25 protein-coding genes are annotated in these 24,035 nt (G+C 41.1%); 17 read left to right on the top strand and 8 right to left on the bottom strand.

Features of this window, described 5'->3' with window-relative positions; translation table 11 throughout:
* Positions 1 to 156: 156 nt before the first annotated feature.
* The 7 genes from V7Z64_RS01930 to dnaA form a co-directional block, all read right to left on the bottom strand.
* Positions 157 to 1,242 carry an HD-GYP domain-containing protein gene (locus V7Z64_RS01930; protein ID WP_297990189.1) on the bottom strand — a complete coding sequence of 362 codons (1,086 nt, stop codon included), beginning with the start codon at positions 1,240 to 1,242 and terminating at the stop codon, positions 157 to 159.
* Between the two features lie 40 nt (positions 1,243 to 1,282).
* Complete coding sequence (gene gyrA / locus V7Z64_RS01925) at positions 1,283 to 3,736, bottom strand: DNA gyrase subunit A (protein ID WP_297990187.1); 2,454 nt, start codon at positions 3,734 to 3,736, stop codon at positions 1,283 to 1,285.
* 72 nt (positions 3,737 to 3,808) lie between these two features.
* Positions 3,809 to 5,725: a DNA topoisomerase (ATP-hydrolyzing) subunit B gene (gene gyrB / locus V7Z64_RS01920; protein WP_442884998.1), complete on the bottom strand. Its 1,917-nt coding sequence runs from the start codon at positions 5,723 to 5,725 to the stop codon at positions 3,809 to 3,811.
* 60 nt (positions 5,726 to 5,785) lie between these two features.
* A complete protein-coding gene (gene recF / locus V7Z64_RS01915) occupies positions 5,786 to 6,901 on the bottom strand; it encodes a DNA replication/repair protein RecF (RefSeq protein WP_297990184.1) in 1,116 nt (371 codons plus the stop codon).
* A 14-nt stretch (positions 6,902 to 6,915) separates the two neighbouring features.
* Entirely contained in the window at positions 6,916 to 7,128 is a 213-nt protein-coding gene (yaaA, locus tag V7Z64_RS01910; protein ID WP_003397596.1) for a S4 domain-containing protein YaaA, read from the bottom strand.
* Positions 7,129 to 7,225: 97 nt separating this feature from the next.
* The gene (gene dnaN / locus V7Z64_RS01905) at positions 7,226 to 8,362 is read right to left on the bottom strand and encodes a DNA polymerase III subunit beta (protein WP_297990181.1); all 1,137 of its coding nucleotides are present in this window, start codon (positions 8,360 to 8,362) and stop codon (positions 7,226 to 7,228) included.
* Between the two features lie 157 nt (positions 8,363 to 8,519).
* Positions 8,520 to 9,863 carry a chromosomal replication initiator protein DnaA gene (dnaA, locus tag V7Z64_RS01900; RefSeq protein ID WP_003397593.1) on the bottom strand — a complete coding sequence of 448 codons (1,344 nt, stop codon included), beginning with the start codon at positions 9,861 to 9,863 and terminating at the stop codon, positions 8,520 to 8,522.
* Positions 9,864 to 10,331: 468 nt separating this feature from the next.
* On the opposite strand from dnaA, the gene rpmH reads away from it, so the two are divergent.
* The 11 genes from rpmH to V7Z64_RS01845 all read left to right on the top strand — a co-directional run bounded on the left by rpmH (position 10,332) and on the right by V7Z64_RS01845 (position 19,815).
* Positions 10,332 to 10,466, top strand: coding sequence for a 50S ribosomal protein L34 (gene rpmH / locus V7Z64_RS01895; RefSeq protein WP_003397591.1), 135 nt, complete (start codon positions 10,332 to 10,334; stop codon positions 10,464 to 10,466).
* 63 nt (positions 10,467 to 10,529) lie between these two features.
* Positions 10,530 to 10,868 (top strand): ribonuclease P protein component, encoded by a 339-nt coding sequence (gene rnpA / locus V7Z64_RS01890; protein ID WP_003397588.1) that lies wholly within the window; start codon positions 10,530 to 10,532, stop codon positions 10,866 to 10,868.
* A 60-nt stretch (positions 10,869 to 10,928) separates the two neighbouring features.
* Positions 10,929 to 11,696: a YidC family membrane integrase SpoIIIJ gene (spoIIIJ, locus tag V7Z64_RS01885; protein WP_297990162.1), complete on the top strand. Its 768-nt coding sequence runs from the start codon at positions 10,929 to 10,931 to the stop codon at positions 11,694 to 11,696.
* Positions 11,693 to 12,310, top strand: a complete 618-nt coding sequence (jag, locus tag V7Z64_RS01880) for an RNA-binding cell elongation regulator Jag/EloR (RefSeq protein ID WP_297990160.1) — start codon at positions 11,693 to 11,695, stop codon at positions 12,308 to 12,310. Before spoIIIJ ends, jag begins: the two co-directional genes overlap by 4 nt.
* Positions 12,311 to 12,479: 169 nt before the next feature.
* Positions 12,480 to 13,865 (top strand): tRNA uridine-5-carboxymethylaminomethyl(34) synthesis GTPase MnmE, encoded by a 1,386-nt coding sequence (mnmE, locus tag V7Z64_RS01875; protein WP_297988427.1) that lies wholly within the window; start codon positions 12,480 to 12,482, stop codon positions 13,863 to 13,865.
* A gap of 15 nt (positions 13,866 to 13,880) precedes the next feature.
* Entirely contained in the window at positions 13,881 to 15,770 is a 1,890-nt protein-coding gene (gene mnmG, locus V7Z64_RS01870) for a tRNA uridine-5-carboxymethylaminomethyl(34) synthesis enzyme MnmG (protein WP_297988476.1), read from the top strand.
* 13 nt (positions 15,771 to 15,783) lie between these two features.
* Positions 15,784 to 16,497, top strand: a complete 714-nt coding sequence (gene rsmG / locus V7Z64_RS01865; RefSeq protein ID WP_297988430.1) for a 16S rRNA (guanine(527)-N(7))-methyltransferase RsmG — start codon at positions 15,784 to 15,786, stop codon at positions 16,495 to 16,497.
* 35 nt (positions 16,498 to 16,532) lie between these two features.
* Positions 16,533 to 17,378 carry a nucleoid occlusion protein gene (gene noc, locus V7Z64_RS01860; RefSeq protein ID WP_297988433.1) on the top strand — a complete coding sequence of 282 codons (846 nt, stop codon included), beginning with the start codon at positions 16,533 to 16,535 and terminating at the stop codon, positions 17,376 to 17,378.
* A gap of 101 nt (positions 17,379 to 17,479) precedes the next feature.
* Positions 17,480 to 18,241 (top strand): ParA family protein, encoded by a 762-nt coding sequence (locus V7Z64_RS01855; RefSeq protein WP_297988436.1) that lies wholly within the window; start codon positions 17,480 to 17,482, stop codon positions 18,239 to 18,241.
* Positions 18,234 to 19,097: a ParB/RepB/Spo0J family partition protein gene (locus V7Z64_RS01850; protein WP_297988438.1), complete on the top strand. Its 864-nt coding sequence runs from the start codon at positions 18,234 to 18,236 to the stop codon at positions 19,095 to 19,097. The genes V7Z64_RS01855 and V7Z64_RS01850 overlap by 8 nt, the downstream gene beginning before the upstream one ends.
* 13 nt (positions 19,098 to 19,110) lie before the next feature.
* Complete coding sequence (locus tag V7Z64_RS01845; protein ID WP_297988478.1) at positions 19,111 to 19,815, top strand: DUF554 domain-containing protein; 705 nt, start codon at positions 19,111 to 19,113, stop codon at positions 19,813 to 19,815.
* Here the strand turns inward: V7Z64_RS01845 and yyaC are convergent.
* Positions 19,807 to 20,397: a spore protease YyaC gene (yyaC, locus tag V7Z64_RS01840; RefSeq protein WP_297988440.1), complete on the bottom strand. Its 591-nt coding sequence runs from the start codon at positions 20,395 to 20,397 to the stop codon at positions 19,807 to 19,809. The two genes, V7Z64_RS01845 and yyaC, sit on opposite strands and share 9 nt — an antisense overlap.
* Positions 20,398 to 20,578: 181 nt before the next feature.
* On the opposite strand from yyaC, the gene V7Z64_RS01835 reads away from it, so the two are divergent.
* The 6 genes from V7Z64_RS01835 to rpsR all read left to right on the top strand — a co-directional run bounded on the left by V7Z64_RS01835 (position 20,579) and on the right by rpsR (position 23,975).
* Entirely contained in the window at positions 20,579 to 21,454 is an 876-nt protein-coding gene (locus V7Z64_RS01835) for a mechanosensitive ion channel family protein (RefSeq protein WP_297988443.1), read from the top strand.
* Between the two features lie 41 nt (positions 21,455 to 21,495).
* Positions 21,496 to 21,672, top strand: coding sequence for a DUF951 domain-containing protein (locus V7Z64_RS01830; RefSeq protein WP_198525516.1), 177 nt, complete (start codon positions 21,496 to 21,498; stop codon positions 21,670 to 21,672).
* A 20-nt stretch (positions 21,673 to 21,692) separates the two neighbouring features.
* Positions 21,693 to 22,793 (top strand): redox-regulated ATPase YchF, encoded by a 1,101-nt coding sequence (ychF, locus tag V7Z64_RS01825; protein WP_003397572.1) that lies wholly within the window; start codon positions 21,693 to 21,695, stop codon positions 22,791 to 22,793.
* A 109-nt stretch (positions 22,794 to 22,902) separates the two neighbouring features.
* A complete protein-coding gene (rpsF, locus tag V7Z64_RS01820; protein WP_003397571.1) occupies positions 22,903 to 23,190 on the top strand; it encodes a 30S ribosomal protein S6 in 288 nt (95 codons plus the stop codon).
* A gap of 26 nt (positions 23,191 to 23,216) precedes the next feature.
* Complete coding sequence (ssb, locus tag V7Z64_RS01815; protein WP_003397569.1) at positions 23,217 to 23,708, top strand: single-stranded DNA-binding protein; 492 nt, start codon at positions 23,217 to 23,219, stop codon at positions 23,706 to 23,708.
* 30 nt (positions 23,709 to 23,738) lie between these two features.
* Positions 23,739 to 23,975 (top strand): 30S ribosomal protein S18, encoded by a 237-nt coding sequence (gene rpsR, locus V7Z64_RS01810; protein WP_003397568.1) that lies wholly within the window; start codon positions 23,739 to 23,741, stop codon positions 23,973 to 23,975.
* Positions 23,976 to 24,035 lie beyond the last annotated feature (60 nt).

Genomic DNA, 24,035 nt, shown 5'->3' with positions numbered 1-24,035 from the left:
CATAGAAAGTTTATCTCTAGCTTTTACGCTGCTGTTTTGTTCAGTTTTCAAGGAACATCAAGCACAAGATATATCATACAAGAGCCCTTTGTTATTGTCAACACTTTTTCTTATGTTTTTTATAAAAAAATAAAATGACAACAGCGATGACCGTTGTCATTTTATAATTTCTTCGATAAATACATCTCTTTCTTCTTTCAGTGAAACAATTTGATTTGTCCCACTTATTTTAATCATCGGATGAAACGGTGAATCTTGCTCGAAAAAGACAATTTCTCCGACCTGCTCGTTTGATAATTTCACCTTTGCTCCAATCGAAAGAGTCATTAAAAGCGAAGATAACGCTTGAACAACAGAGAGATCAAATTTTCCAAAACAATCTTTATGGATTTGTTCAAATACTTTGAAAGGAGATTGCTTATTACGATAAGGACGTTCAGAAATCATCGCATGATATACATCAGCGACAGCAACAATTTTACTATAAGGGTGTATTTTTTCTTCCTTCACATTAAGCAAATACCCGCTGCCATCATTTCTCTCATGATGTTGCAAAATGGCAAGCTTTACCCCTTCTTGTAGCGCCGCAACTTTTTGAACCATTTTATACCCATAAACAGTATGTTGACGCATATCTTTATATTCGGCTGGAGTAAGAGCTGTACTTTTATTCAGTATTTTCGGATCGACTTTTGCCATACCACAATCGCTTAATAAGCCAGCAATGGCTACTTGGCAATAGTCACCTTTGGTGTATTGTAATTTTTTAGCCAATACACCTGAAAGAAGGCCAACCGTTACTGCATGGTGGAATAAATATTCTGACTTTGTACAGTAGTGATGAAAAAAGAGCAACTCCTTTTCCGCTTCTAATACTTTTTCAAATAGAGGCATAAACATTTTCCGGACTTTTCCGATGTCAATAGGCAATCCCGATTGCCAACTTTGAAACATCTGTTTGTATTGCTGAACAGCTTCCAAATATAATGTCAATATGTCTTTGTTTTCTGTTACTCTCGGCTTTGGTTCGTCCTCTTGAATAATTTCACTCGGACGAAATGTACTCCCATCGACAAGAACTGATTGTACTCGCACTTGAGTAACAAGAAATTTTTGCAATACAGTTAGCATTTTTGTGTCTAATACCGTATTCTTTGGAACAATAACACGATTCGACTTTCCAATGACGTCTTCCGCTAAAATGCATCCCTCTTGCAATTGGGCTGTTTTTACTAACAACACATCTCCCACCGCCTTTGTAGAACGTAGGGGGGATTCCCCCCTACTCTTCTTGCAATTGCTCTTTCTCTTCTTCTTTCGGCACTTTGGCTACCGTTGCAACGTACTCTTGCTCGCCGTCTTCATCAAGACGAATAAGTTTCACACCTTGTGTATTCCGTCCCATGACAGAAATATCCCCAACTGCTATGCGAATCATTACACCACTTGCAGTCATTAACATTAAATCCTCTTCGCCTGTGACTGTTTTCACGGCCACGACATCGCCATTCTTTTCGGTAATATTGCACGTTTTTATTCCTTTTCCTCCCCGGCTTTGAATGCGATATTCGGAAGCTGGCGTTCGTTTTCCATATCCTTTTTTCGTTACAATTAAAATTTCCTCATTACCGTTTAAACTTTCCATTCCAACAACTTCGTCACCCGGACATAGCGTAATCGCCTTCACACCTGCAGCTGTTCGTCCCATCGAGCGGACATCTGTTTCAGGAAAACGGATCAACATTCCATTTTTCGTTCCGACGATGATATGTTTATGGCCGTCTGTAAGTTTTACGGATATTAACTCATCACCTTCATGCAAATGAATTGCAATTAAACCATGGTTCCGGATGTTAGCAAATGAAGATAACGGTGATCGTTTAGCAATACCCTGCTTTGTTGTGAAAAATAAAAACGCATCTTCATGAAATTGTTCGATAGCAATAACTGTATTAATGACTTCATCTTTTTCAATGTTTAATAAGTTAACGATTGGGAGACCTTTTGCTGTACGACTAAATTCTGGGATTTCATATCCTTTTGCCTTATATACTTTTCCTTTGTTTGTAAAAAATAAAACAATATCATGTGTAGATGTAATGACTAGGTGTTCAACGAAATCGTCCTCGTTCGTATTCATTCCTTGAATACCTCGCCCACCTCGTCTTTGGCTCCGATATGTTGAGACAGGGAGTCTCTTAATATATCCCCGGTGAGTTAGCGTAACAACAATATTTTCACGAGTAATTAAGTCTTCGTCATCGATCGTTTCCAAACCGCCATTTACGATTTCTGTGCGACGATGATCATTGAACTTTTCTTTAATTTCAAGCAACTCATCACGAATAATTTGTAACACTTTTTGTTCATCAGCTAAAATAGCCTTTAAATGCGCGATAAGTCCTAATAATTCAGCGTACTCTTGCTCAATTTTTTCACGCTCTAATCCCGTTAAACGTTGCAGGCGCATATCTAAAATAGCTTGCGCTTGCTTCTCGCTTAACTGAAACCTCGTCATTAATCCTTCTTTTGCTACGTCTGCTGTGGCAGATTGACGAATAAGCTCAATGACTTCATCTAGGTGGTCAAGAGCAATACGTAATCCTTCTAAAATGTGCGCACGAGCCTCCGCCTTGTTTAATTCGAACTGCGTGCGACGACGAATGACAACTTTTTGATGATCTAAGTAATGTTGTAAACATTGCTTTAAATTCAATACTTTCGGCTGCCCGTCGACAAGCGCAAGCATGTTAATACCAAAGCTCGTTTGTAAAGCGGTTTGTTTATACAAATTGTTAAGTACGACATGGGCGCTCACATCTCTTCTCACTTCAATGACGATACGCATGCCGCTTCGATCCGATTCATCACGCAAATCTGTAATGCCATCAATTTTCTTTTCGCGTACAAGCTCAGCAATTTTTTCAATCAACTTAGCTTTATTTACTTGATAAGGCAATTCACGGACAATAATCATTTCTTTTCCGTTTTCTTTTTGTTCAATCTCCGCTTTTGCACGTAACGTAATTGAACCTCGACCTGTTTCATACGCTTTCCGAATGCCGCTCCTTCCAATAATTTGAGCACCTGTCGGAAAATCTGGACCCGGCAAATACTCCATCAGTTCAGCAACAGTCATGTTCGGGTCTTTCATAAGTTCTAATAAAGCGTCAATAACCTCCCCAAGTTGGTGAGGTGGAATGTTTGTCGCCATTCCAACTGCAATGCCTGAAGACCCGTTTACGAGTAAATTTGGAAAGCGGGCCGGCAAAACGATTGGTTCACGTTCTGAACCGTCGTAGTTATCTTGATAGTCGATCGTGTCCTTGTTAATATCACGCAACAGCTCCATCGAAATTTTCGACATTCTCGCCTCTGTATAACGCATAGCCGCTGCGGCATCCCCATCGATCGACCCGAAGTTTCCATGGCCATCAACAAGCATATATCGATAGTTAAAATCTTGGGCCATCCGCACCATCGTATCGTATACTGCTGCATCACCGTGCGGATGATATTTTCCGATAACTTCACCAACAATGCGTGCTGACTTTTTATAAGGCTTGTCCGCCGTCATCCCTAAATCGTGCATCGCATATAAAATGCGACGATGTACCGGCTTGAGCCCATCACGCACATCTGGAAGTGCGCGCGATACGATAACGCTCATAGCATAGTCAAGAAACGATGCACGCATTTCTTGACTAATGCTTATTTCTTTTACCCGTTCAGACATATAGCAACAAACCTCCCTTACTTAACAAATAAAGGAAACAGGGGGAGGGTGAATAAACACTCTCCAACATGTTTAAATGTCAAGATTTTTTACGTATTTTGCATTTTCCTCGATAAACTGTCTACGTGGTTCAACTTTATCTCCCATTAAGATTTCAAACGTCTCATCCGCTTCCATCGCATCTTGCAAACTTACTTTTAACAATGTTCGCGTCTCAGGGTTCATCGTTGTTTCCCAAAGTTGTTCTGGATTCATTTCACCAAGACCTTTGTAACGTTGAATGATCGGTTTTGGCTGCTCAGGCAAACGGGCGAGTATTTCTTCAAGTTGTCGATCGCTATACGCATACTCAATTCTTTTCCCTTGTTGAATTTTATATAACGGTGGCTGAGCAATATACACGTAACCTTGTTCGATTACATCGCGCATATAGCGGTAGAAAAATGTGAGCAACAATGTTCGAATGTGAGCACCATCCACATCCGCATCCGTCATAATAATAATTTTATGGTAACGGGCTTTTGTAATATCAAAATCTTCCCCAATTCCCGTACCGAGAGCTGTAATAATTGCACGCACTTCATTGTTTGATAAAATTTTATCTAATCTCGACTTTTCAACGTTAATAATTTTACCTCGTAGCGGTAAAATCGCTTGAAAATGACGATCACGTCCTTGTTTAGCAGAACCACCCGCTGAATCTCCTTCAACGACATACAACTCGCATATTGATGGATCTTTCGAAGAACAATCCGCTAATTTCCCAGGCAAACTCGATACTTCAAGAGCATTTTTTCTTCTCGTTAGCTCTCTTGCGCGCTTAGCTGCTAGACGTGCGCGCGAAGCTAGAATTCCTTTTTCAACGATTTTTTTTGCAACAGACGGGTTTTCCAGCAAAAACTTTTCGAATTGTTCAGCAAAAATTGATTCGGTCGCCGTACGGGCATCGCTATTTCCGAGTTTCGTCTTCGTTTGTCCCTCAAACTGCGGCGACGGATGTTTTACTGAAATGATTGCAGTAAGCCCTTCACGTACGTCTTCACCCGTCAAGTTGGCATCTTGCTCTTTGAACATATTATTTTTCCGACCATAATCATTAATAATTCGCGTTAAAGCGGTCTTAAAACCAAGTTCATGCGTACCGCCTTCATGCGTATGAATGTTGTTCGCAAAAGAGTAAATATTACTTGTATATCCGTCATTATATTGTAAAGCGATTTCCACTTGGATACCGTCTTTTTCGCCCTCAATGTAAATCGGCTCCTCATGGAGCGTCTCTTTTGTTCGATTTAAATGCTTGACATATGAGGAGATTCCACCCTCGTAGTAATATTCATTAGCACGCTTCTCTTCACGGCGATCTTCGAGCGTAATGCGAATACCTTTGTTTAAAAAGGCGAGCTCTCTCAATCGATGTGCGAGCGTATCATAATCATATTCAGTTGTTTCTTCAAAAATCTTCGGGTCTGGTTTAAAATGGATCGTCGTCCCTGTTCGATCTGTCTCGCCTACCACTTGCAAATCCGAACAAGGCACTCCCCGCTTATATTTTTGATAGTGAATTTTCCCGTCGCGATGTACGTATACTTCTAATTCTTCTGACAAAGCGTTGACGACAGATGCACCGACCCCGTGCAAACCACCGGATACTTTATAGCCGCCCCCGCCAAACTTTCCACCTGCATGTAGCACAGTCATAATGACTTCAACAGCTGGTCTTCCCATCTTTTCGTGAATACCAACTGGAATCCCGCGCCCGTTATCAATCACTGTAATGCTGTTATCTTCTTCAACAATGACGTTAATCTCTGTACAAAATCCAGCTAATGCTTCATCGATACTGTTATCAACAATTTCCCACACAAGATGGTGCAGTCCTTTTGCCCCGGTTGATCCGATATACATTCCAGGTCTCTTTCGTACCGCTTCCAATCCTTCGAGAACTTGAATTTGACTTTCATCATAAACCGTTTGCTCTCTTTGTTCCATCGTCATTATTGATCACCTACGCTTTCCTTTTCGAACAATATGTTCGAGTTTTATGAACGACTAGCGTTTTATCATTTGCCCTGATATGACTTCATACACATCCGCATCTTGAATGACGCGGTGCTCAATTCCATCGATGCTCGTTGTTGTGACAAATGTTTGAACTTTGCCTTGTATAGCATCTAGCAAATGCGTTTGGCGGAAATCATCGAGCTCCGATAGCACATCATCGAGCAAAAGAATTGGATACTCACCGATCTCTGAAAAAATTAAATCAATTTCAGCTAATTTTAATGAAAGAGCTGCCGTTCGTTGTTGACCTTGTGAACCAAACGTTTGCACATCTTTTTCGTTGATTGTAAACGATAAATCATCCCGATGTGGTCCGATGAGTGTTGTGCCTCGTTCTATTTCTTTTGTTTTTATTTTTGTGAATTTGTCGTTATACGCTTCTACTATTCTCGACAATTGTTGTTTATCTAATACATCAATGGACGGACGATAATGAATGGCTAATTGTTCGTTCCCTCGACTAATTTCGGCATGAATCGGTTTTGCCCATCTTTGTAGTAATTCGATAAATTCATATCTTTTCAGAGTAATTTTAGCTGCGAGCTGCACAAGCTGTTCTGTAAGCACATCGAGGAATGTTTCGTCCGTTTGCTTTTTTGACTGAAGTAGTTTTAAATATTGATTTCTTTGTTGTAACACTTTTTGATATTGTGCAAGCCCATGCATATACACAGGCGATACTTGGCCAATTTCCATGTCGATGAAGCGCCTTCGAATTTGTGGGCTCCCTTTTACAAGGTTTAAATCTTCTGGAGCAAACATAACAACATTCATGTGCCCAACATAACTACTCAATTTTGCTTGTTCAATGTAGTTTAGTCTCGCCTTTTTTCCCTTTTTCGATAGCGTCAACTGTAAAAAAGTTGAACCGTTTTTCTTTCCTACTCTACCTTCTATTTTAGCATAATCTTCGTCCCAACGAATTAAATCTTTATCGTTCGTCGTCCGATGCGACTTCGCCATCGCCAACACATAAATAGACTCCATAACGTTTGTTTTTCCTTGGGCATTCTTTCCCAAAATGACATTTACTTTATTTTTAAATTGCCAATCACCTTGCTCATAGTTGCGGTAATTTTTTAAAGTTAACTGTTCTAAAAACAAAGGTGCCCCCACCTTTACGAACGAATCGTAAATGTACCGATTGTTTCAATATCAACAACGTCCCCGACTTTCAACTTGCGACCGCGACGTTGTTCTCGTTCACCGTTAACAAATACATCGTTTGTTTGTAAAAACCATTTCGCCATGCCACCTGTTGAAATGACGTTCGCTAATTTCAAAAATTGTCCAAGCGTAATTGTTTCTGTTGCAATTTTTATTTCTTTCATCCATCATCCGCTCACTTTCCATAAAAAGTGTCCATTCTTTCATTGTACTAAAAAATAGGGATTAAGAAAAGGAAAGCTGCTAGTCTGTCTAGCAGCTTTAGTATGTGCGCACAGGTAAAATTAACTGAAGCATCGAATCATCATGGAGCGGGCGAATCAAAAATGGTCGCATCGCACCAGTAAAACTAATTTTAATCTCTGCTCCTTCTAACGCTTTTAATGCGTCCATCATATATTTAGCACTGAAAGAGATTTTTAGCTCTTCACCTTCTAGTTGTTCACATTGCACTTCCTCTACCACTTTTCCGATTTCCGGTGAGTTCGAAGAAATTTCAACGACTTTTCCAGGTAACGTTGTTAAACGGACGACATTGTTTCTTCCTTCACGCGCTAGTAGCGACGCCCGGTCGATCGCTTGCAAAAACTCTTTTGTTTTTACAATCATATCCGTTTGGCTGTCTGTAGGAATAAGCCGCGATGTGTCCGGATAGTTTCCGTCTAGTAACCGTGAGAAAAATAGTAAATGTTTCGTTTTGAATAATACTTGATTTTCAGTTACAACAATGTGAACAAGTTCATTTGTTTCCTCGAGAATTTTATTTAATTCATTCAAGCTTTTTCCAGGAATAACGATGTTGTAATGTGCTTCGGTCTCGGTTTCCACTTTCGCTTTTCGCATAGCTAGCCGGTGACTGTCTGTTGCAATACACGTTAGCTCATTGTTTTCGATCCGCCAGTTTACACCTGTTAAGATTGGTCGTGTTTCTGAGGTGGACACAGCAAAGACCGTTTGACGAATGACATGTTTCAACAAATCAGCTGGTATTTTAAACATATTTTCCTCTTGAATTTGCGGCAAGCGTGGATATTCTTCTGGATCTAACCCATTCAAATAAAACTCTGTTTTTCCTGAACGAATTGTTGTAACAAATTGATCTTTTACTTCAATTTCTACTGCTTCTTTTGGTAATTTGCGAACAATCTCGCTAAAAAAACGGGCTTGTAATACGACACTTCCTTGTTTAATGACATCGACAATCATTCGATCTTCTTCCTCTGCAGGGATAAATGATTCAATAGAAATATCTGAATCACTTCCTGTCATTGTGACACCATGTTCGGAAGCGACAATTTTAATTCCAGTTAAAATAGGGATCGTTGTACGGGATGATACAGCTTTCATAACATCTTGTACACTTCTCACTAAGTGATCGCGGTCGATAATAACTTTCACAAGGAAAACCTCCCTAAAATTTATTTATTATTTTTTTTAAAAACTATTAATCGTAGTACTAGGCGTTGTGATTATGTGGATAAGTGAACAAAACAAAGGAAGCACAGGCTATCCACATGTGGACAGTCTGTGCACAAATAAAACAAAGTTATTCACATTATTTCAGTTTCTCCATAATTTCTTTCAACTGTTTTTGTAGTTGAACATCTGTTTGAATGAGAGCTGAGATTTTTTCATGTGCATGAATGACAGTTGTATGATCACGTCCACCAAATTCTTCACCAATTTTCGGGAGTGAACAGTCCGTCAGCTCACGTGAAAGATACATCGCAATTTGGCGTGGAAAAGCAACTGATTTTGTCCGTTTCTTCGCCTTAAAATCTTCAAGCTTCACGTTAAAATGCTCGCCAACGACACGTTGAATATCTTGAATGGTAATCACTTTCGGCTTTGAACTCGGAATAATGTCTTTTAACGCCTCGGCTGCTAAGTCAGCGTTAATTTCTTTGTTGATTAAGGAAGAGTAAGCAACGACGCGAATGAGCGCTCCTTCTAATTCACGAATGTTTGAATCAATTTGATTAGCAATATACAACATCACTTCGTTCGGGATGTCGAATCCCTCCGCTTTTGCTTTCTTGCGTAAAATGGCAATCCTCGTTTCTAAATCGGGAGGAGTGATATCTGTAATTAAGCCCCATTCAAAACGAGAGCGAAGGCGATCTTCTAACGTCGGAATTTCTTTTGGAGGTCGGTCGCTTGATATGACAATTTGCTTACTTTCTTCATGTAGTGTATTAAACGTATGGAAAAACTCTTCTTGCGTTTGTTCTTTTCCAGCTAGAAATTGAATATCATCTATTAACAGCACGTCCACGTTGCGATATTTGTTGCGAAAATCATCCGGGCGGTTATCGCGAATGGCGTTAATAAATTCATTTGTAAACTTTTCCGAAGATAAATACACAACTTTTGCTGACGGATTATGTTCAAGAACGTAATGACCGATCGCATGCATGAGGTGCGTCTTGCCTAGGCCTACACCACCATAAATGAAAAGGGGGTTGTACGCTTTGGCCGGTGCTTCTGCTACCGCTAAAGATGCGGCATGGGCAAAGCGGTTTCCGGATCCAATGACAAATGTGTCGAACGTATATTTTGGATTGAGCATACTTTGTGGAAATTCTGTTTGTTCATCATCGTGTTTTCGCGGTTTGCTTGTTGGCTTTACATCAAATTCTTCCGGTGTTTGATCGTTAGGAATCGTGCATTTGATTTTTAATTCTTCCCCGGTAATATCATAAAGCGTTTGTTCGATAAGCCGGGTGTAACGCGACTCGAGCCAGTCTTTCGTAAATTCGTTTGGAACGGTAATAATAAGTATGTCGCCTTTTAGCGAATGGGCCGTTGTTGATTTCAACCATGTTTCGAAGCTAGGCTTGCTAATTTTTTTCTCAATTTCTGCTAACGCTTTATTCCATAAGTCTGAAATGTTTTCCACGCCGCTCTCCCTCCTTCTCCGCGCGGGTGTATAACTTTTGCACAACGTTACCTATAAAAAAATTTTTTTCGACAGTTTTCACCGATTGTGGACAAATATTTACACATAATGTGGACGAAACTGTCCACACATTATCCACATTTTGTGGATAATGAGAAAAAAATATGGAATTATCCAGAGTAAAAACAACAATATAATAGCAGATAAATACTTATGTTGCAATGGTTTTAAAATATTATCCACAAAACAAAAAAGATGTGAAAAAATTTTATCCACAAGGTTATAAGATGTGAAAAACTTGTCGATAAATGTTGTGGATACAAAAAAAGCGACAAAAACTTTATCCACAGTAATAATCACAGGATCGTCAAAAAAAGATACTCCCGGAGTAGTTGACATTTCTCTTAATTTCTCACTATAATTAGAAAGACTGTCTTTTAACAGTTATTCCTCAGGGAGGTGTCATATATGAAAAGAACGTATCAACCAAACAAACGGAAACGTAGCAAAGTACACGGTTTCCGCGCGCGTATGAGCACAAAGAACGGCCGTAAAGTTCTTGCTCGCCGTCGTCGTAAAGGAAGAAAAGTATTATCTGCATAGGCCACTGAACGATCAGTGGTCTTTTTTCTAACGGGAGTTACGATCGAGGTGTTATCGGAGCACATGAGAAAAAAATATCGCATAAAAAAAAATGACGAGTTTCAAGAAGTGTTTAAGAAAGGAAAATCGGTAGCGAACCGACAGTTTGTCATATACGTTCTAGATAAGCCTGAACAATCGTATTTCCGCATCGGATTATCTGTTAGTAAGAAAATTGGGAAAGCGGTCGTTCGAAATCAGGTGAAGCGCTATATTCGTCAAGTGTTTCATGAAGAACGTGATCGAATTCAAGCTGGCAAAGATTATGTGATCATTGCGCGAATGCCGGTCGCTACAATGGAATATGAAGAGGTGAAAAAAAGCTTATTGCACGTTTTGAGACGGGCGAACGTTTTTCGTTAAATTTGATCGACCATATGTTAAAATATTTCAAGGAACGTATAAAGTAAGGGGGAAAAGTGAGTGGAAAAAAGGCAAGTCGCATGGCTGTTTTTACTTCTTGCTGTTGTGCTAGCAGGATGTACGGAAATTAATCAGCCAATTACTGCAGAAAGCAAAGGGTTTTGGAACGAGTATATCGTTTACCCGCTATCTTGGTTAATTACATATACGTCTGAGTTGTTTGGTTCCAATTATGGATTAGGGATTATTGTCGTTACAATTTTAATCCGTTTAGCTATTTTGCCGCTCATGATCCAACAGACGAGAAATTCAAAAGCAATGCAGGCGCTGCAACCAGAGTTACAAAAACTCCGTGAAAAATATAGCTCAAAAGATGCACAAACGCAGCAAAAATTGCAACAAGAGACGATGTTGCTTTTCCAAAAACATGGCGTTAATCCGCTGGCAGGTTGTTTGCCGCTGCTCATTCAAATGCCAATTTTAATCGGTTTTTACCACGCGATTATGCGTACAGAGGAAATCGCGCGCCATAACTTTTTATGGTTTGATTTAGGGGAAAAGGATCCATTTTTCATTTTACCGCTTGTCGCGGGAGTAACGACGTTTATTCAGCAAAAAATGATGATGGCTGGCACCGAGCAACAAAATCCACAAATGGCCATGATGCTCTGGTTAATGCCGATCATGGTTGTTGTATTTGCAATTAACTTCCCGGCAGCACTTTCGCTTTATTGGGTAGTTGGTAACTTGTTTATGATTGCACAAACGTATTTTATTAAAGGACCGGAATTAAAAGCAACGAATCAAGCTGGGGGAACAGGAAAGTGAAACGAATAACGATGGGTGGCCAAACGGTAGAAGAGGCAGTGGAAAAAGCGTTAGCGCAGTTACGTGTGCCGAAAGAAGCGGTCGATATCGTCGTTTTGCAACATGAAAAAAGGCCGTTTCTTGGCTTATTCGGCGGGAAAGAGGCGATCGTTGAAGTGACGATCAGCAACCCATTTTATTGTGTTGAATCGTTTTTAAAGCAAGTGATCGAACAGATGAACGTGCGTGTTCATCTGTCGTGCCATAGCGAAAAAGATCGCTTAGTTGTTTTGCTGTCAGGTCCAGATGTTGCACGAGTCATCGGAAAGCACGGTCAGACGTTGAATGCATTGCAATTGTTGGCGCAAGGCGTTTTAAATCGTTGTGCCGATCGTTCACTTTATGTTGTCATCGATGCCGAAGGTTACCGAAAACGGAGAGAAGAAACGCTCGTTCGTTTAGCGAAAAGCATGGCGAAAAAAGTAGTGCAAACTGGAAAAGATATGTCGTTAGAGCCGATGAGTGCATGGGAACGAAAAGTCATCCATGCGGCGTTGAGCGACGATGAAAAAGTACAAACGTTTTCGGCTGGAACGGAGCCGCATCGCCACGTCGTTATTTCATTAAAACAATAAACATTCTCTAGGGGAAGTTGTTCCTAGAGAATTTTTTTTGTAAATTGAAACACGGTGTGTATGTTGTTATTCACATGTGGATAAGTTAAAATTTATTTGATTAACATTGTGAGTAACATATGTGTGACATAGATGTGGATGATTTTGTTCATGGAAGAAGGTGAGTAACATGGAGTTTGATACAATTGCAGCAATCTCAACCCCGATGGGTGAAGGGGCAATTGCAATTGTCCGCCTAAGTGGGGATAAAGCGATACAAATTGTCGATCAACTGTTTGCCGGAATTGCCGGGAAGAGGCTTAAAGACGTCCCATCTCATACAATTCATTATGGGCATATCGTTCATCCGGAGACGAAGGAAACAGTTGAAGAAGTGATGGTAACTGTTATGAGAGCGCCAAAAACGTTCACACGCGAGGATGTCGTTGAAATTAATTGCCATGGAGGTCTCATTTCTGTTAACCGCGTGCTTCAACTCGTGTTAGAGTACGGCGCTCGTTTAGCAGAACCGGGTGAATTTACGAAGAGAGCTTTTTTAAACGGTCGCATTGATTTATCGCAAGCGGAAGCGGTGATGGACTTAATCCGCGCTAAAACGGATCGTGCGATGGCCGTTGCATTGAACCAAATGGAGGGAAGGTTATCAAAACTTATTCGTCGTCTACGTCAAACGATTTTAGAGACGTTGGCACACGTCGAAGTAAATATTGACTATCCAGAATATGATGATGTGGAAGAAATGACGCATCGTTTGTTGCTTGAGAAAGCGACAGAAGTGAAAAATGAAATTGAACGATTGTTGCAGACAGCACAACAAGGAAAAGTGTTACGAGATGGATTAGCGACCGTCATTGTCGGACGTCCAAATGTCGGGAAATCATCGTTATTAAACAGCTTGGCCCACGAAAATCGAGCGATCGTCACCGATATTCCCGGCACGACGCGTGATGTGATCGAGGAGTATGTCAATGTCCGGGGTGTACCACTCCGCTTGTTAGATACGGCAGGCATTCGCGAAACAGAGGACATCGTTGAGCGCATTGGGGTCGAGCGATCACGGAAAGTGTTAAAAGAAGCCGATTTGATTTTACTTGTGCTCAACTATAATGAACCGTTGACGCTAGAAGATGAACAGCTATTTGAAGCAGTAAAAGGGATGGACGTCATCGTTATTGTCAATAAGACGGACTTGCCTAAACGAATAGATATGGAGCGGGTAAAACAATTGGCGCAAGGGGCACCAATGATTACGACATCGTTGCTAGAAGAAAGAGGAATCGATCAACTTGAAGAGGCGATTGCCTCATTGTTTTTCAGTGGGGATGTCGAAGCACGTGATTTAACATATGTATCAAATTCGCGCCATATTGCGTTGCTGACGCAAGCGAAAAAGTCGATAGAAGAAGCGATTCACGGCATCGAGTCGGGCATGCCGATCGACATCGTACAAATTGATTTAACAAGAGCGTGGGAGTTACTAGGGGAAATTGTTGGCGATACGGTACACGAAAGCTTAATTGATCAGTTGTTTGCACAATTTTGTTTAGGAAAATAAGGAGGGAACTTCATGATGCATTACGAGGCAGGGTCTTATGATGTCATCGTCGTCGGTGCTGGTCATGCGGGGTGTGAGGCTGCGCTTGCTGCTGCACGAATGGGAGCAAGCACATTAGTGATTACACTTAACCTTGATATGATCGCTTTTATGCCATGTAATCCATCCATTGGCGGTCCCGCAAAAGGGATTGTCGTACGCGAAATCGACGCGCTTGGCGGCGAAATGGGCAAAAATATCGATAAAACGCACATTCAAATGAGAATGTTAAATACAGGAAAAGGACCGGCGGTGCGGGCGTTGCGTGCACAAGCAGATAAATTTTTATATCAACAGGAAATGAAAAAAACGTTAGAAAATCAAGAGAATTTAACATTATTACAAGGAAAGGTAGAAAAATTAATCGTCGAAGATGGTGTATGTAAGGGGGTTATTACACATACAGGTGCTCACTATTACGCAAAGGCTGTTGTTATTACGACAGGGACATTTTTGCGCGGTGAAATCATTATTGGAGATATTAAATATTCAAGCGGTCCAAACAATCAACAACCATCCATTAAACTCTCGGAACATTTAGAGGAGCTTGGTTTTGAGCTCGTTCGTTTTAAAACGGGGACACCGCCGCGAGTCAATAGCCATACGATTGACTATAGCAAAACAGAAATTCAGCCAGGGGACGATGTGCCGCGCGCGTTTTCATATGAGACGAAGCAATACATTACTGATCAGCTTCCTTGTTGGCTCACTTACACGACTGAGGAAACGCACCGAATTATCGATGAAAATTTGCACTTGTCACCGATGTATTCAGGAATGATTAAAGGGACAGGTCCACGCTATTGTCCATCGATCGAAGATAAAATCGTTCGTTTTCATGATAAGCCGCGTCACCAAATTTTCCTTGAGCCTGAGGGAAGACACACACAAGAAGTGTACGTGCAAGGTTTGTCCACAAGTTTACCGGAACATATTCAGCGGCAAATGTTAGCGACTATTCCGGGATTGGAGAAAGCACAGCTGATGCGAGCCGGTTATGCGATCGAATATGATGCGATTGTCCCAACGCAATTATGGCCAACGTTAGAAACAAAAGTCGTTCAGCGACTATACACAGCGGGACAAATTAACGGAACATCAGGATATGAAGAGGCCGCTGGCCAAGGATTAATTGCTGGTATTAATGCTGCGTGTAAAGCGCTTGGCAAAGAGGAATTAATTTTAAGTCGTTCAGAAGCGTATATTGGTGTTTTAATTGATGATCTTGTTACAAAAGGGACGAATGAACCGTACCGCTTGTTAACATCCCGTGCTGAATACCGTCTTTTACTCAGACATGACAATGCTGATTTACGTTTAACGGAAATTGGATATAAGCTCGGTTTAATCTCACAAGAGCGATATGAAAAGTTTTTAGCGAAAAAAGAAGCGATCGAAGCAGAGAAGAAGCGGTTAAAATCGTACATTATTAAACCGACGCCGCAAGTGCAAGAAATGATTCGGCGTGTTAGGGGAAGCGAGTTAAAAGATGGCATTCGTGCTGCCGACTTGTTAAAGCGGCCAGAAATGACATATGAACATATTCAAATGCTTGCGCCAACGGAGCAGCCGATTGATCCAGAAGTAGCGGAACAAGTAGAAATTCAAATTAAGTACGAAGGATATATTGAAAAATCACTACAACAAGTAGAAAAGTTAAAGAAAATGGAGAATAAAAAAATTCCAGAAGATATTGATTACGATGCGATTACAGGATTGGCGACGGAGGCACGGCAAAAACTAAAACAAGTCCGTCCGCTTTCTATTGCACAAGCATCGCGCATTTCGGGGGTCAACCCAGCTGATATTTCAATTTTATTAGTGTATTTAGAGCAGGGAAAAATCGCACGCGTGTCAAATGAATAAAGAGGGATGAACAATGGATGTAAATGTATTTAAACAAATGCTAGAGGAGAAAGGCATCTCGCTTTCTCCTCAACAACTCGCTCAATTCGAAACATATTATGAACTGCTTGTTGAATGGAATGAGAAAATGAACTTAACGGCCATTACAGACAAAGAGGGCGTATACTTAAAGCATTTTTTTGACTCGATTACACCTGCTTTTTATTACAATTTTTCACAGCCGTTATCGATTTGCGATGTCGGAGCGGGGGCAGGATTTCCGAGCATACCGTTAAAAATTTGTTTTCCTCACCTACATGTATCAATTGTTGATTCTTTACAAAAACGAATCACGTTTCTTAATCATTTAGCAGGGCAACTTGGACTTGAGGGAGTTGCTTTTTACCACGACCGCGCTGAAACGTTTGGACAAAAAAGTGTCCGCGAGTCGTTTGATGTTGTGATGGCTCGTGCTGTCGCGCGATTGTCTGTGTTAAGCGAGCTTTGCTTGCCGCTTGCAAAAGTAGGTGGGGTGTTTATTGCGATGAAAGGTGCATCAGCAAAAGAGGAGCTTGAACAAGGAAATACAGCGATTCGCGTGCTTGGTGGGGAAGTGGCGAAAGTAGAACAATTTGTATTACCGATTGAGGAAAGTGAACGAGCAATTATTTTTATTGAAAAAAGAAGAAAAACACCGAAGAAATATCCACGTAAACCAGGGGTACCGAACAAACTTCCAATTGAATGAATGTGTTGAGTTCTCAAAGGTGGTGTTAGGGGGAAATGAAGCATCCTTTTTCGCGCTTTTTTAGCTTTGGTGAGAAAGAGCAAGGGGAAATCGTCGTACCGAATGAAGAAATTAAGCGAATAGCTATTTCGCAAATTGTTCCAAATCGGTTTCAGCCGCGGACCATTTTTGTTGAAGATAAAATTGACGAGCTTGCTCAAACCATTCGAACGCACGGGATGATCCAACCAATTGTCGTTCGGGAATGTGAAGATGGAAAGTTTGAAATTATTGCTGGCGAACGGAGATGGCGAGCTGCGCAAAAGCTCGGTTGGACCGACATACCTGCCATTATTAAAAATTTAAATGATACAGAAACGGCTTCTGTTGCCTTAATTGAAAACTTGCAACGGGAAGAGTTGACTCCGATTGAAGAAGCGATTGCTTATGCTCGTTTGCTTGAATTGCATCATTTAACACAGGAGGCGTTAGCCCAAAGGCTCGGAAAAGGACAATCGACCATTGCTAACAAGCTTCGCCTATTAAAACTACCTCAAGAAGTACAAGATGCATTGTTGCAACGTCAAATTACAGAGCGTCATGCTCGCGCGTTAATTGTGTTAAAAGATTACGATAAGCAGCTAAAGTTGCTTGAAGAAATTATTCAAAAGCAACTAAACGTCAAACAAACGGAAGATCGAGTGGCTAAAATGCTAGAAGAAAATGAAAAACGCCCGAAACCGAAACGGAAATCATTAAGTAAAGATATGCGCATTGCTGTCAATACGATTCGTCAGTCGTTAACGATGGTCGCTGATAGTGGAGTTGCTATCGATTCAGAGGAAGAGGAATTCGAAGACTATTACCAAATTACAATCCGCATCCCGAAAAAGCAAAAATAACACCTCATCAAAAACGACGATGAGGTTTTCTTTTTGTATATGAAAATATTGAAAAATTCGTGATACAATAAAGGTATTATAGGTAAAGGATGGGGAGCATTGTGGGGAAAATTATCGCTATTGCCAATCAAAAAGGCGGTGTTGGCAAAACGACAACAGCAGTAAACTTATCCGCTTGTTTAGCTCATATGGGGAAGAAAACGTTGCTTGTTGACATTGATCCGCAAGGGAATGCGACGAGTGGGATCGGTGTGGAAAAACATGAAATTGAACAATGCGCATATGACTTGTTAGTTGAGGAAGTAGACGTACGTCAAGTGATTCGTCCGACAAATATCGAGCGTCTGTATATTATCCCTGCTACCATTCAACTCGCTGGTGCAGAGATTGAACTCGTTCCGATCGTTTCAAGGGAAGTTCGTTTACAAAAGGCATTAAGCCCAATCAAAGATATATATGATTTTATTATTATCGATTGCCCGCCTTCCCTAGGATTGCTAACGATTAATGCTTTAACCTCAGCTGATACGGTGTTAATTCCCGTCCAATGTGAATATTACGCATTGGAAGGGCTCAGTCAATTGTTAAATACGATTCGCCTTGTGCAAAAACATTTGAATTCGGATTTACGCATTGAAGGTGTGTTGCTTACCATGTTTGATGCCCGTACAAACCTCGGCATTCAAGTCATTCAAGAAGTAAAAAAGTATTTTCGTGAGAAAGTATATGAGACAATTATTCCGCGCAACGTTCGACTAAGTGAGGCACCAAGCCATGGGAAGCCAATTATTTTGTACGACGCAAAATCGCGAGGGGCAGAGGTATACGCAGACTTTGCGAAAGAGGTGATCGCAAATGGCTAAAGGGCTCGGAAAAGGCATCCATGCTCTTTTTACTAACTTGGAAGCAGAGAAAGGGGAGACGGTGCAAGACATTGATATTCAACAGCTTCGTCCTAACCCATATCAGCCGCGTAAAACGTTCAACGAACAGGCGTTAGAAGAACTCAAACAGTCCATTGTGGAACATGGAATTGTTCAACCTCTTATCGTTCGCCAGACGATTAAAGGATATGAGATTGTTGTAGGTGAACGGCGATTTCGTGCGGCGCAATTGGCAGGGATGAAAACTGTTCCGGCAGTTGTGCGCGAGCTTTCGGATGAACAAATGATGGAGATTGCTCTGCTTGAGAACTTACAACGTGAAGATTTAAATCCAATTGAAGAAGCGACAGCATACCAATTATTAATTACACGATGCAAATTAACACAAGAAGAGCTCGCCAAACGTTTAGGAAAGAGTCGACCACATATTGCGAATCATCTTCGCCTTCTGTCGCTTCCAAGTGACGTGCAGCAAATGATTGAAGAAGGTGTGTTATCCATGGGACATGGTCGCGCATTATTGGCATTGAAAAACAAACAGAAGCTTTCGGCTGTGATTCAACGTGTGCTTCGTGAATCACTTAATGTTCGGCAACTTGAGGCGCTCATTCAACAGCTAAATGAAAATGTTCCACGTGAAACATTAGGGAAAAAAGAGGAGAAAAGTGTATTTTTGGCGCAAAGTGAAGCGTTATTGCGTGAACGTTTAGGAACAGCCGTATCTATTAAAAAAAATCGAAAAAAAGGGAAAATCGAAATTGAGTTTTTTTCTGAGGAAGATTTAACACGTATTTTACAATTGTTGAACGCATATGACGAATATATGGATGAATGAGGGTGTGAACATTTTGGCATTGCTCGGTACGCTTGTTAACGGAATATGTATTATCATCGGTGCACTATTAGGAGCTTTTTTCCGCAACATCCCTGAACGTGTAAAATCAACAGTGATGAACGGAATTGGACTTTCGGTCGTCGTTCTTGGGGTGAAAATGGGATTAGAGAGCGATCAATTTTTAATTGTTATTATTAGTTTAGTTGTTGGCGGAGTGCTAGGAGAGATGTGGGATATTGAGGAGAAGCTTGAAAGGTTAGGAAAATGGGTAGAAAGGCGAATGGGATACGGGGCAGAAGGGATGATTTCAAAAGGGTTTGTTAGTGCAACCCTTCTGTTTGTTGTTGGCTCAATGGCAATTGTCGGTGCGTTACATAGCGGGTTAAGAGGGGATCATCTTGTACTATATACAAAATCAATTTTAGACGGCTTTGCGAGCATCATCTTAACCGCTACGTTTGGCATCGGCGTTCTTTTTTCGGCCATTCCTGTCGTCATTTATCAAGGCTCCATCGCTTTGATGGCTACACAAATTGATCGTTTTATTCCGGCAAGCGCTCTAGAAGCATTTATTGCTGAATCGACCGCTACAGGCGGAATTTTAATTATTGCAATTGGATTAAATATGTTACGTTTGACATCTGTTCGCGTCGCAAACTTATTGCCAAGCATTTTAGTGAACGCGTTCATTGTCGCCTTCATGTATACGTTATTCTAGCAGTTTGTATTTTAACTCATTCATTTGTAAAGAAGCCAATCGTTGTTGTTTTTTTCGCTGTACTCCAGCTTCGTAAATGCCTGTTGCAATGGTTTCTGCCATATTCATGACTAAGTGAAGTCGAGTATTTTGCAGCACGAAAAATTCCATAAACCCGCTCACATTGACAATCCCAGTAATATGGGCGTCACCGACGGAAGGGAGATTTTTATTGACAGCCGCCCCTGGTTTTAATGGACCTTTTTCAATCGTGACCATCCCGATGTTTTTTACACGGCCAAGGCAAGCATCGACAGCGATAATGAATGCATGTTTATGTTGTTGATGAATGTCTCTTAGTTTTTCCTCTAAATTAACAGCATGAATCGGATCTTTTAACGTTCCGTATACATAAAACGGCAACGGCTCTTTTTGGCCAAGCATCGTACCGACAAGTGGTCCGAGCGAATCGCCAGTTGAACGATCTGTACCGATACACATGATGACAATTGGTGTATGTGTAGAAGCTGGTAGTAAGCGTAAAATGGATGATGAAAGTTGAGCTGCCGCGTTTGGCTCATCGTAAAAAAATTTGTTTTGCATATGTCCGTTCCCTCCTTCGATTCAATGACGTGGTAACAGTATACGGAAAAATGTGAATATATATACATTGGTCGTCGTAGAAAGTTCATGCGCTACAAATGTAAGCAAAATACTGTTACAATAACTTATGCGTGAACAAAGGAGCTTGTATAGGTTATTTCGCTACAATGGAGGTGGCTGAATGGAACAAATAAAAAAAATATATGATCGTGCTGTTGCACAAATATTAGAAGGTGACTGGCTCGTTACAGTCGGTGTTAATTTATTTAAAATTGTCACGATTGTTTTTTTGGCATCTATTTTGTTAAAGGTTGTAAAATTAACGATTGCGAAGTTTTTTGCTGTCCGACAAAAAGCACCGATCCGCTTGTCTGAGCGAAGAGAAGCGACGTTAATGCGTTTGCTGAACAATATTGCTACGTATAGCATTTACTTTATTACGTTTATGATGGTTTTAGACGCTGTTGGCGTTGATATTCGTGCGATTTTAGCAGGTGCCGGGATCGTTGGGCTTGCTGTCGGATTTGGAGCGCAAAACCTTGTTCGCGATATTATTACCGGATTTTTCATTATTCTTGAAGATCAGTTTGCGGTTGGAGATTATGTGCGTATCGGGACATTTGAAGGACATGTAGAAGAAATCGGTTTGCGCACGACGAAGCTGAAAAGCTTTACGGGTGAAGTGCACATTTTGCCAAATGGAACGATTACACAAGTGACAAACTTTTCTTTAAACAATAGTGTTGCTGTTGTTGATGTGAGCATTGCCTATGAAGGTGATTTAGAAAGGGCGGAAGCTGTGATTCGTGAAGTGCTAGAAGAAATGCCAAGCAAATATGAAGATATTGTGAGTACGCCAGAACTGTTAGGTGTTCAAAACTTAGGGCCGTCTGAAGTCGTCATGCGCATTACGTGTGAAACGAAGCCGATGCGCCATTGGCATATTGCCCGCGCCTTGCGAAAAGAAATTAAGCTTCGTTTGGACGAGCGTGGAATTGAAATTCCGTTTCCTCGCTTAGTTCTTTATAATCGCGAACAGCAAGCAGAGCGTGCTTAAACAACGGAAAGGAGTGTGCTATATTGAATAAAGAGTATGGCATGCACGATATTGTTGAAATGAAAAAGGCGCATCCTTGCGGTACAAATCGTTGGAAAATCATTCGAATGGGTATGGATATTCGCATCAAATGCGAAGGATGTGGTCATAGCGTTTTGTTACCGCGGAAAGAATTTGAGAAGAAAATGAAAAAAGTGCTTGTCAAACATGAGGAATAGATGAAGAGAGGAGCATAACGATGGGTTTAACAGCAGGAATTGTCGGTCTTCCGAACGTTGGAAAATCAACGTTGTTTAATGCAATTACAAAGGCAGGTGCGGAGTCTGCTAACTATCCGTTTTGTACGATCGAGCCAAACGTTGGAATTGTTGAAGTGCCGGATGAGCGGTTGAAAACGTTGACGCAACTATTTAATCCGAAGCGCACGGTTCCAACTGTATTTGAGTTTACAGATATCGCGGGAATTGTAAAAGGCGCAAGCAAAGGTGAGGGACTAGGGAATAAGTTTTTATCCCACATTCGTCAAGTGGATGCCATTTGCCAAGTTGTTCGCTGTTTCGCCGATGAAAATATTACTCACGTTGCGGGGAAAGTAGACCCGATTGCTGATATTGAAACAATTAATTTAGAGCTCATTTTTGCTGACTTAGAGACAGTAGATAAGCGAATAGACCGCGTTGGGAAAATGGCGAAACAAAAAGATAAAGAAGCGGTGTTTGAATATGACATTTTAACGAAACTAAAGGAGACATTTGAAGCGGGGAAACCGGCGAGAACGCTTTCGTTTACTGAGGAAGAAATGAAAGTTGTGAAGCAACTCCATTTACTAACAATTAAACCGATGTTGTACGTTGCTAACGTTGGGGAGGAAGATTTAGCTGATCCGAACAACAATGAGTATGTCCAACGAGTAAAAGCATTTGCGAAAGAGGATAATGCAGAAGTGATCGTCGTTTGCGCAAAAGTCGAGGCAGAGATGGCAGAATTAGACGATGAAGAAAAAGAGATGTTTTTACAAGAGCTCGGCATCGAGCAATCCGGCTTAGACCAGCTCATTCGTGCTTCATATAGCTTGCTTGGACTAGCAACGTACTTCACAGCGGGCGAGCAAGAGGTGCGTGCATGGACGTTTCGTAAAGGAATGAAAGCGCCACAATGTGCCGGAATTATTCATTCTGATTTCGAAAGAGGATTTATTCGGGCTGAAACAGTATCTTATGAAGATTTAGTTGCGGCAGGATCGATGGCTGCAGCTCGTGAGGCTGGAAAAGTACGATTAGAAGGAAAAGATTATGAAGTGCAAGATGGGGACATTATTCATTTCCGTTTCAATGTCTAATCTTGCACATAAAAGACGTTCGTGATATAATCATCAAATGTGAGTAATGATATATTGCTCCTTGCTCTATAAAGAGCCGTGTAGACCAAAAGGAGGTGACTGTGTCGTGATGAGAAAATACGAAATTATGTACATTATCCGTCCAAATATGGAAGATGAGGCGAGAAAAGCGTTAGTTGAGCGTTTTAATAACGTTTTAACAGAAAACGGCGCGGAAATTACGAACGTGAAAGAATGGGGTAAGCGTCGTCTCGCTTATGAAATTGAAAAGTTCCGTGACGGTTACTACATGATTTTAAACGTTGTTGCGAAGCCAGCAGCGGTTCAAGAATTTGACCGTTTAGCACGCATCAGCGAAGACATCATTCGTCATATCGTCGTGAAGGAAGAAGAATAATTTCCTCATGAATAGGAGTGGTTCTGATGATTAATCGCGTAATTCTCGTCGGGAGACTGACGAAAGATCCGGAATTACGCTATACTCCAAATGGAGTTGCTGTTGCCACGTTTACGCTAGCGGTGAACCGAACATATACAAACCAACAAGGTGAACGTGAGGCAGATTTCATTAACTGTATCGTTTGGCGCCGACAAGCTGAAAATGTGGCAAACTACTTGAAAAAAGGTAGTTTAGCTGGCGTAGAGGGTCGAATTCAAACGAGATCGTACGAAAACCAAGAAGGAAAGCGAGTATATGTGACAGAGGTTGTCGCCGATAGCGTGCAGTTTTTGGAGCCGCGAGGTAGCGGTGAACAGCGTGGCATGGCATCAGGCAGCTATGGCGAGCCGTTTCCATTTGGATCAAATCAGAACCCGAACCAAGGACGTAGCAGCGGATTTAGTCGTATTGATGATGATCCATTTGCGAACGATGGACAACCAATCGACATATCGGACGATGATTTGCCGTTTTAATATAAATTAGTGTGGAAAGGAGGATATACGATGGCAGGACGTAAAGGTGGACGTACAAAACGTCGTAAAGTTTGCTACTTTACAGCAAACGGAATTACGCACATCGACTACAAAGATGTAGACACATTAAAGAAATTCATTTCTGAGCGTGGTAAAATTTTACCTCGCCGCGTAACAGGTACGAGTGCGAAATATCAACGTAAATTAACAATTGCGATCAAACGTGCTCGTCAAATGGCTTTATTACCATACGTTGCGGGCGAATAAAAAAGAGAAAGCAGTAAGGGGGACGAAGCCTTACTGCTTTTTGCTTTCGAGGAGGGAAAA

Origin of the sequence: Anoxybacillus sp. (genome assembly GCF_036834105.1) — a bacterium.
GTDB lineage: Bacteria > Bacillota > Bacilli > Bacillales > Anoxybacillaceae > Anoxybacillus.
The sequence above is the reverse complement of the archived record's forward strand: the minus strand, read 5'-3'. Positions and strand labels throughout refer to the sequence as shown.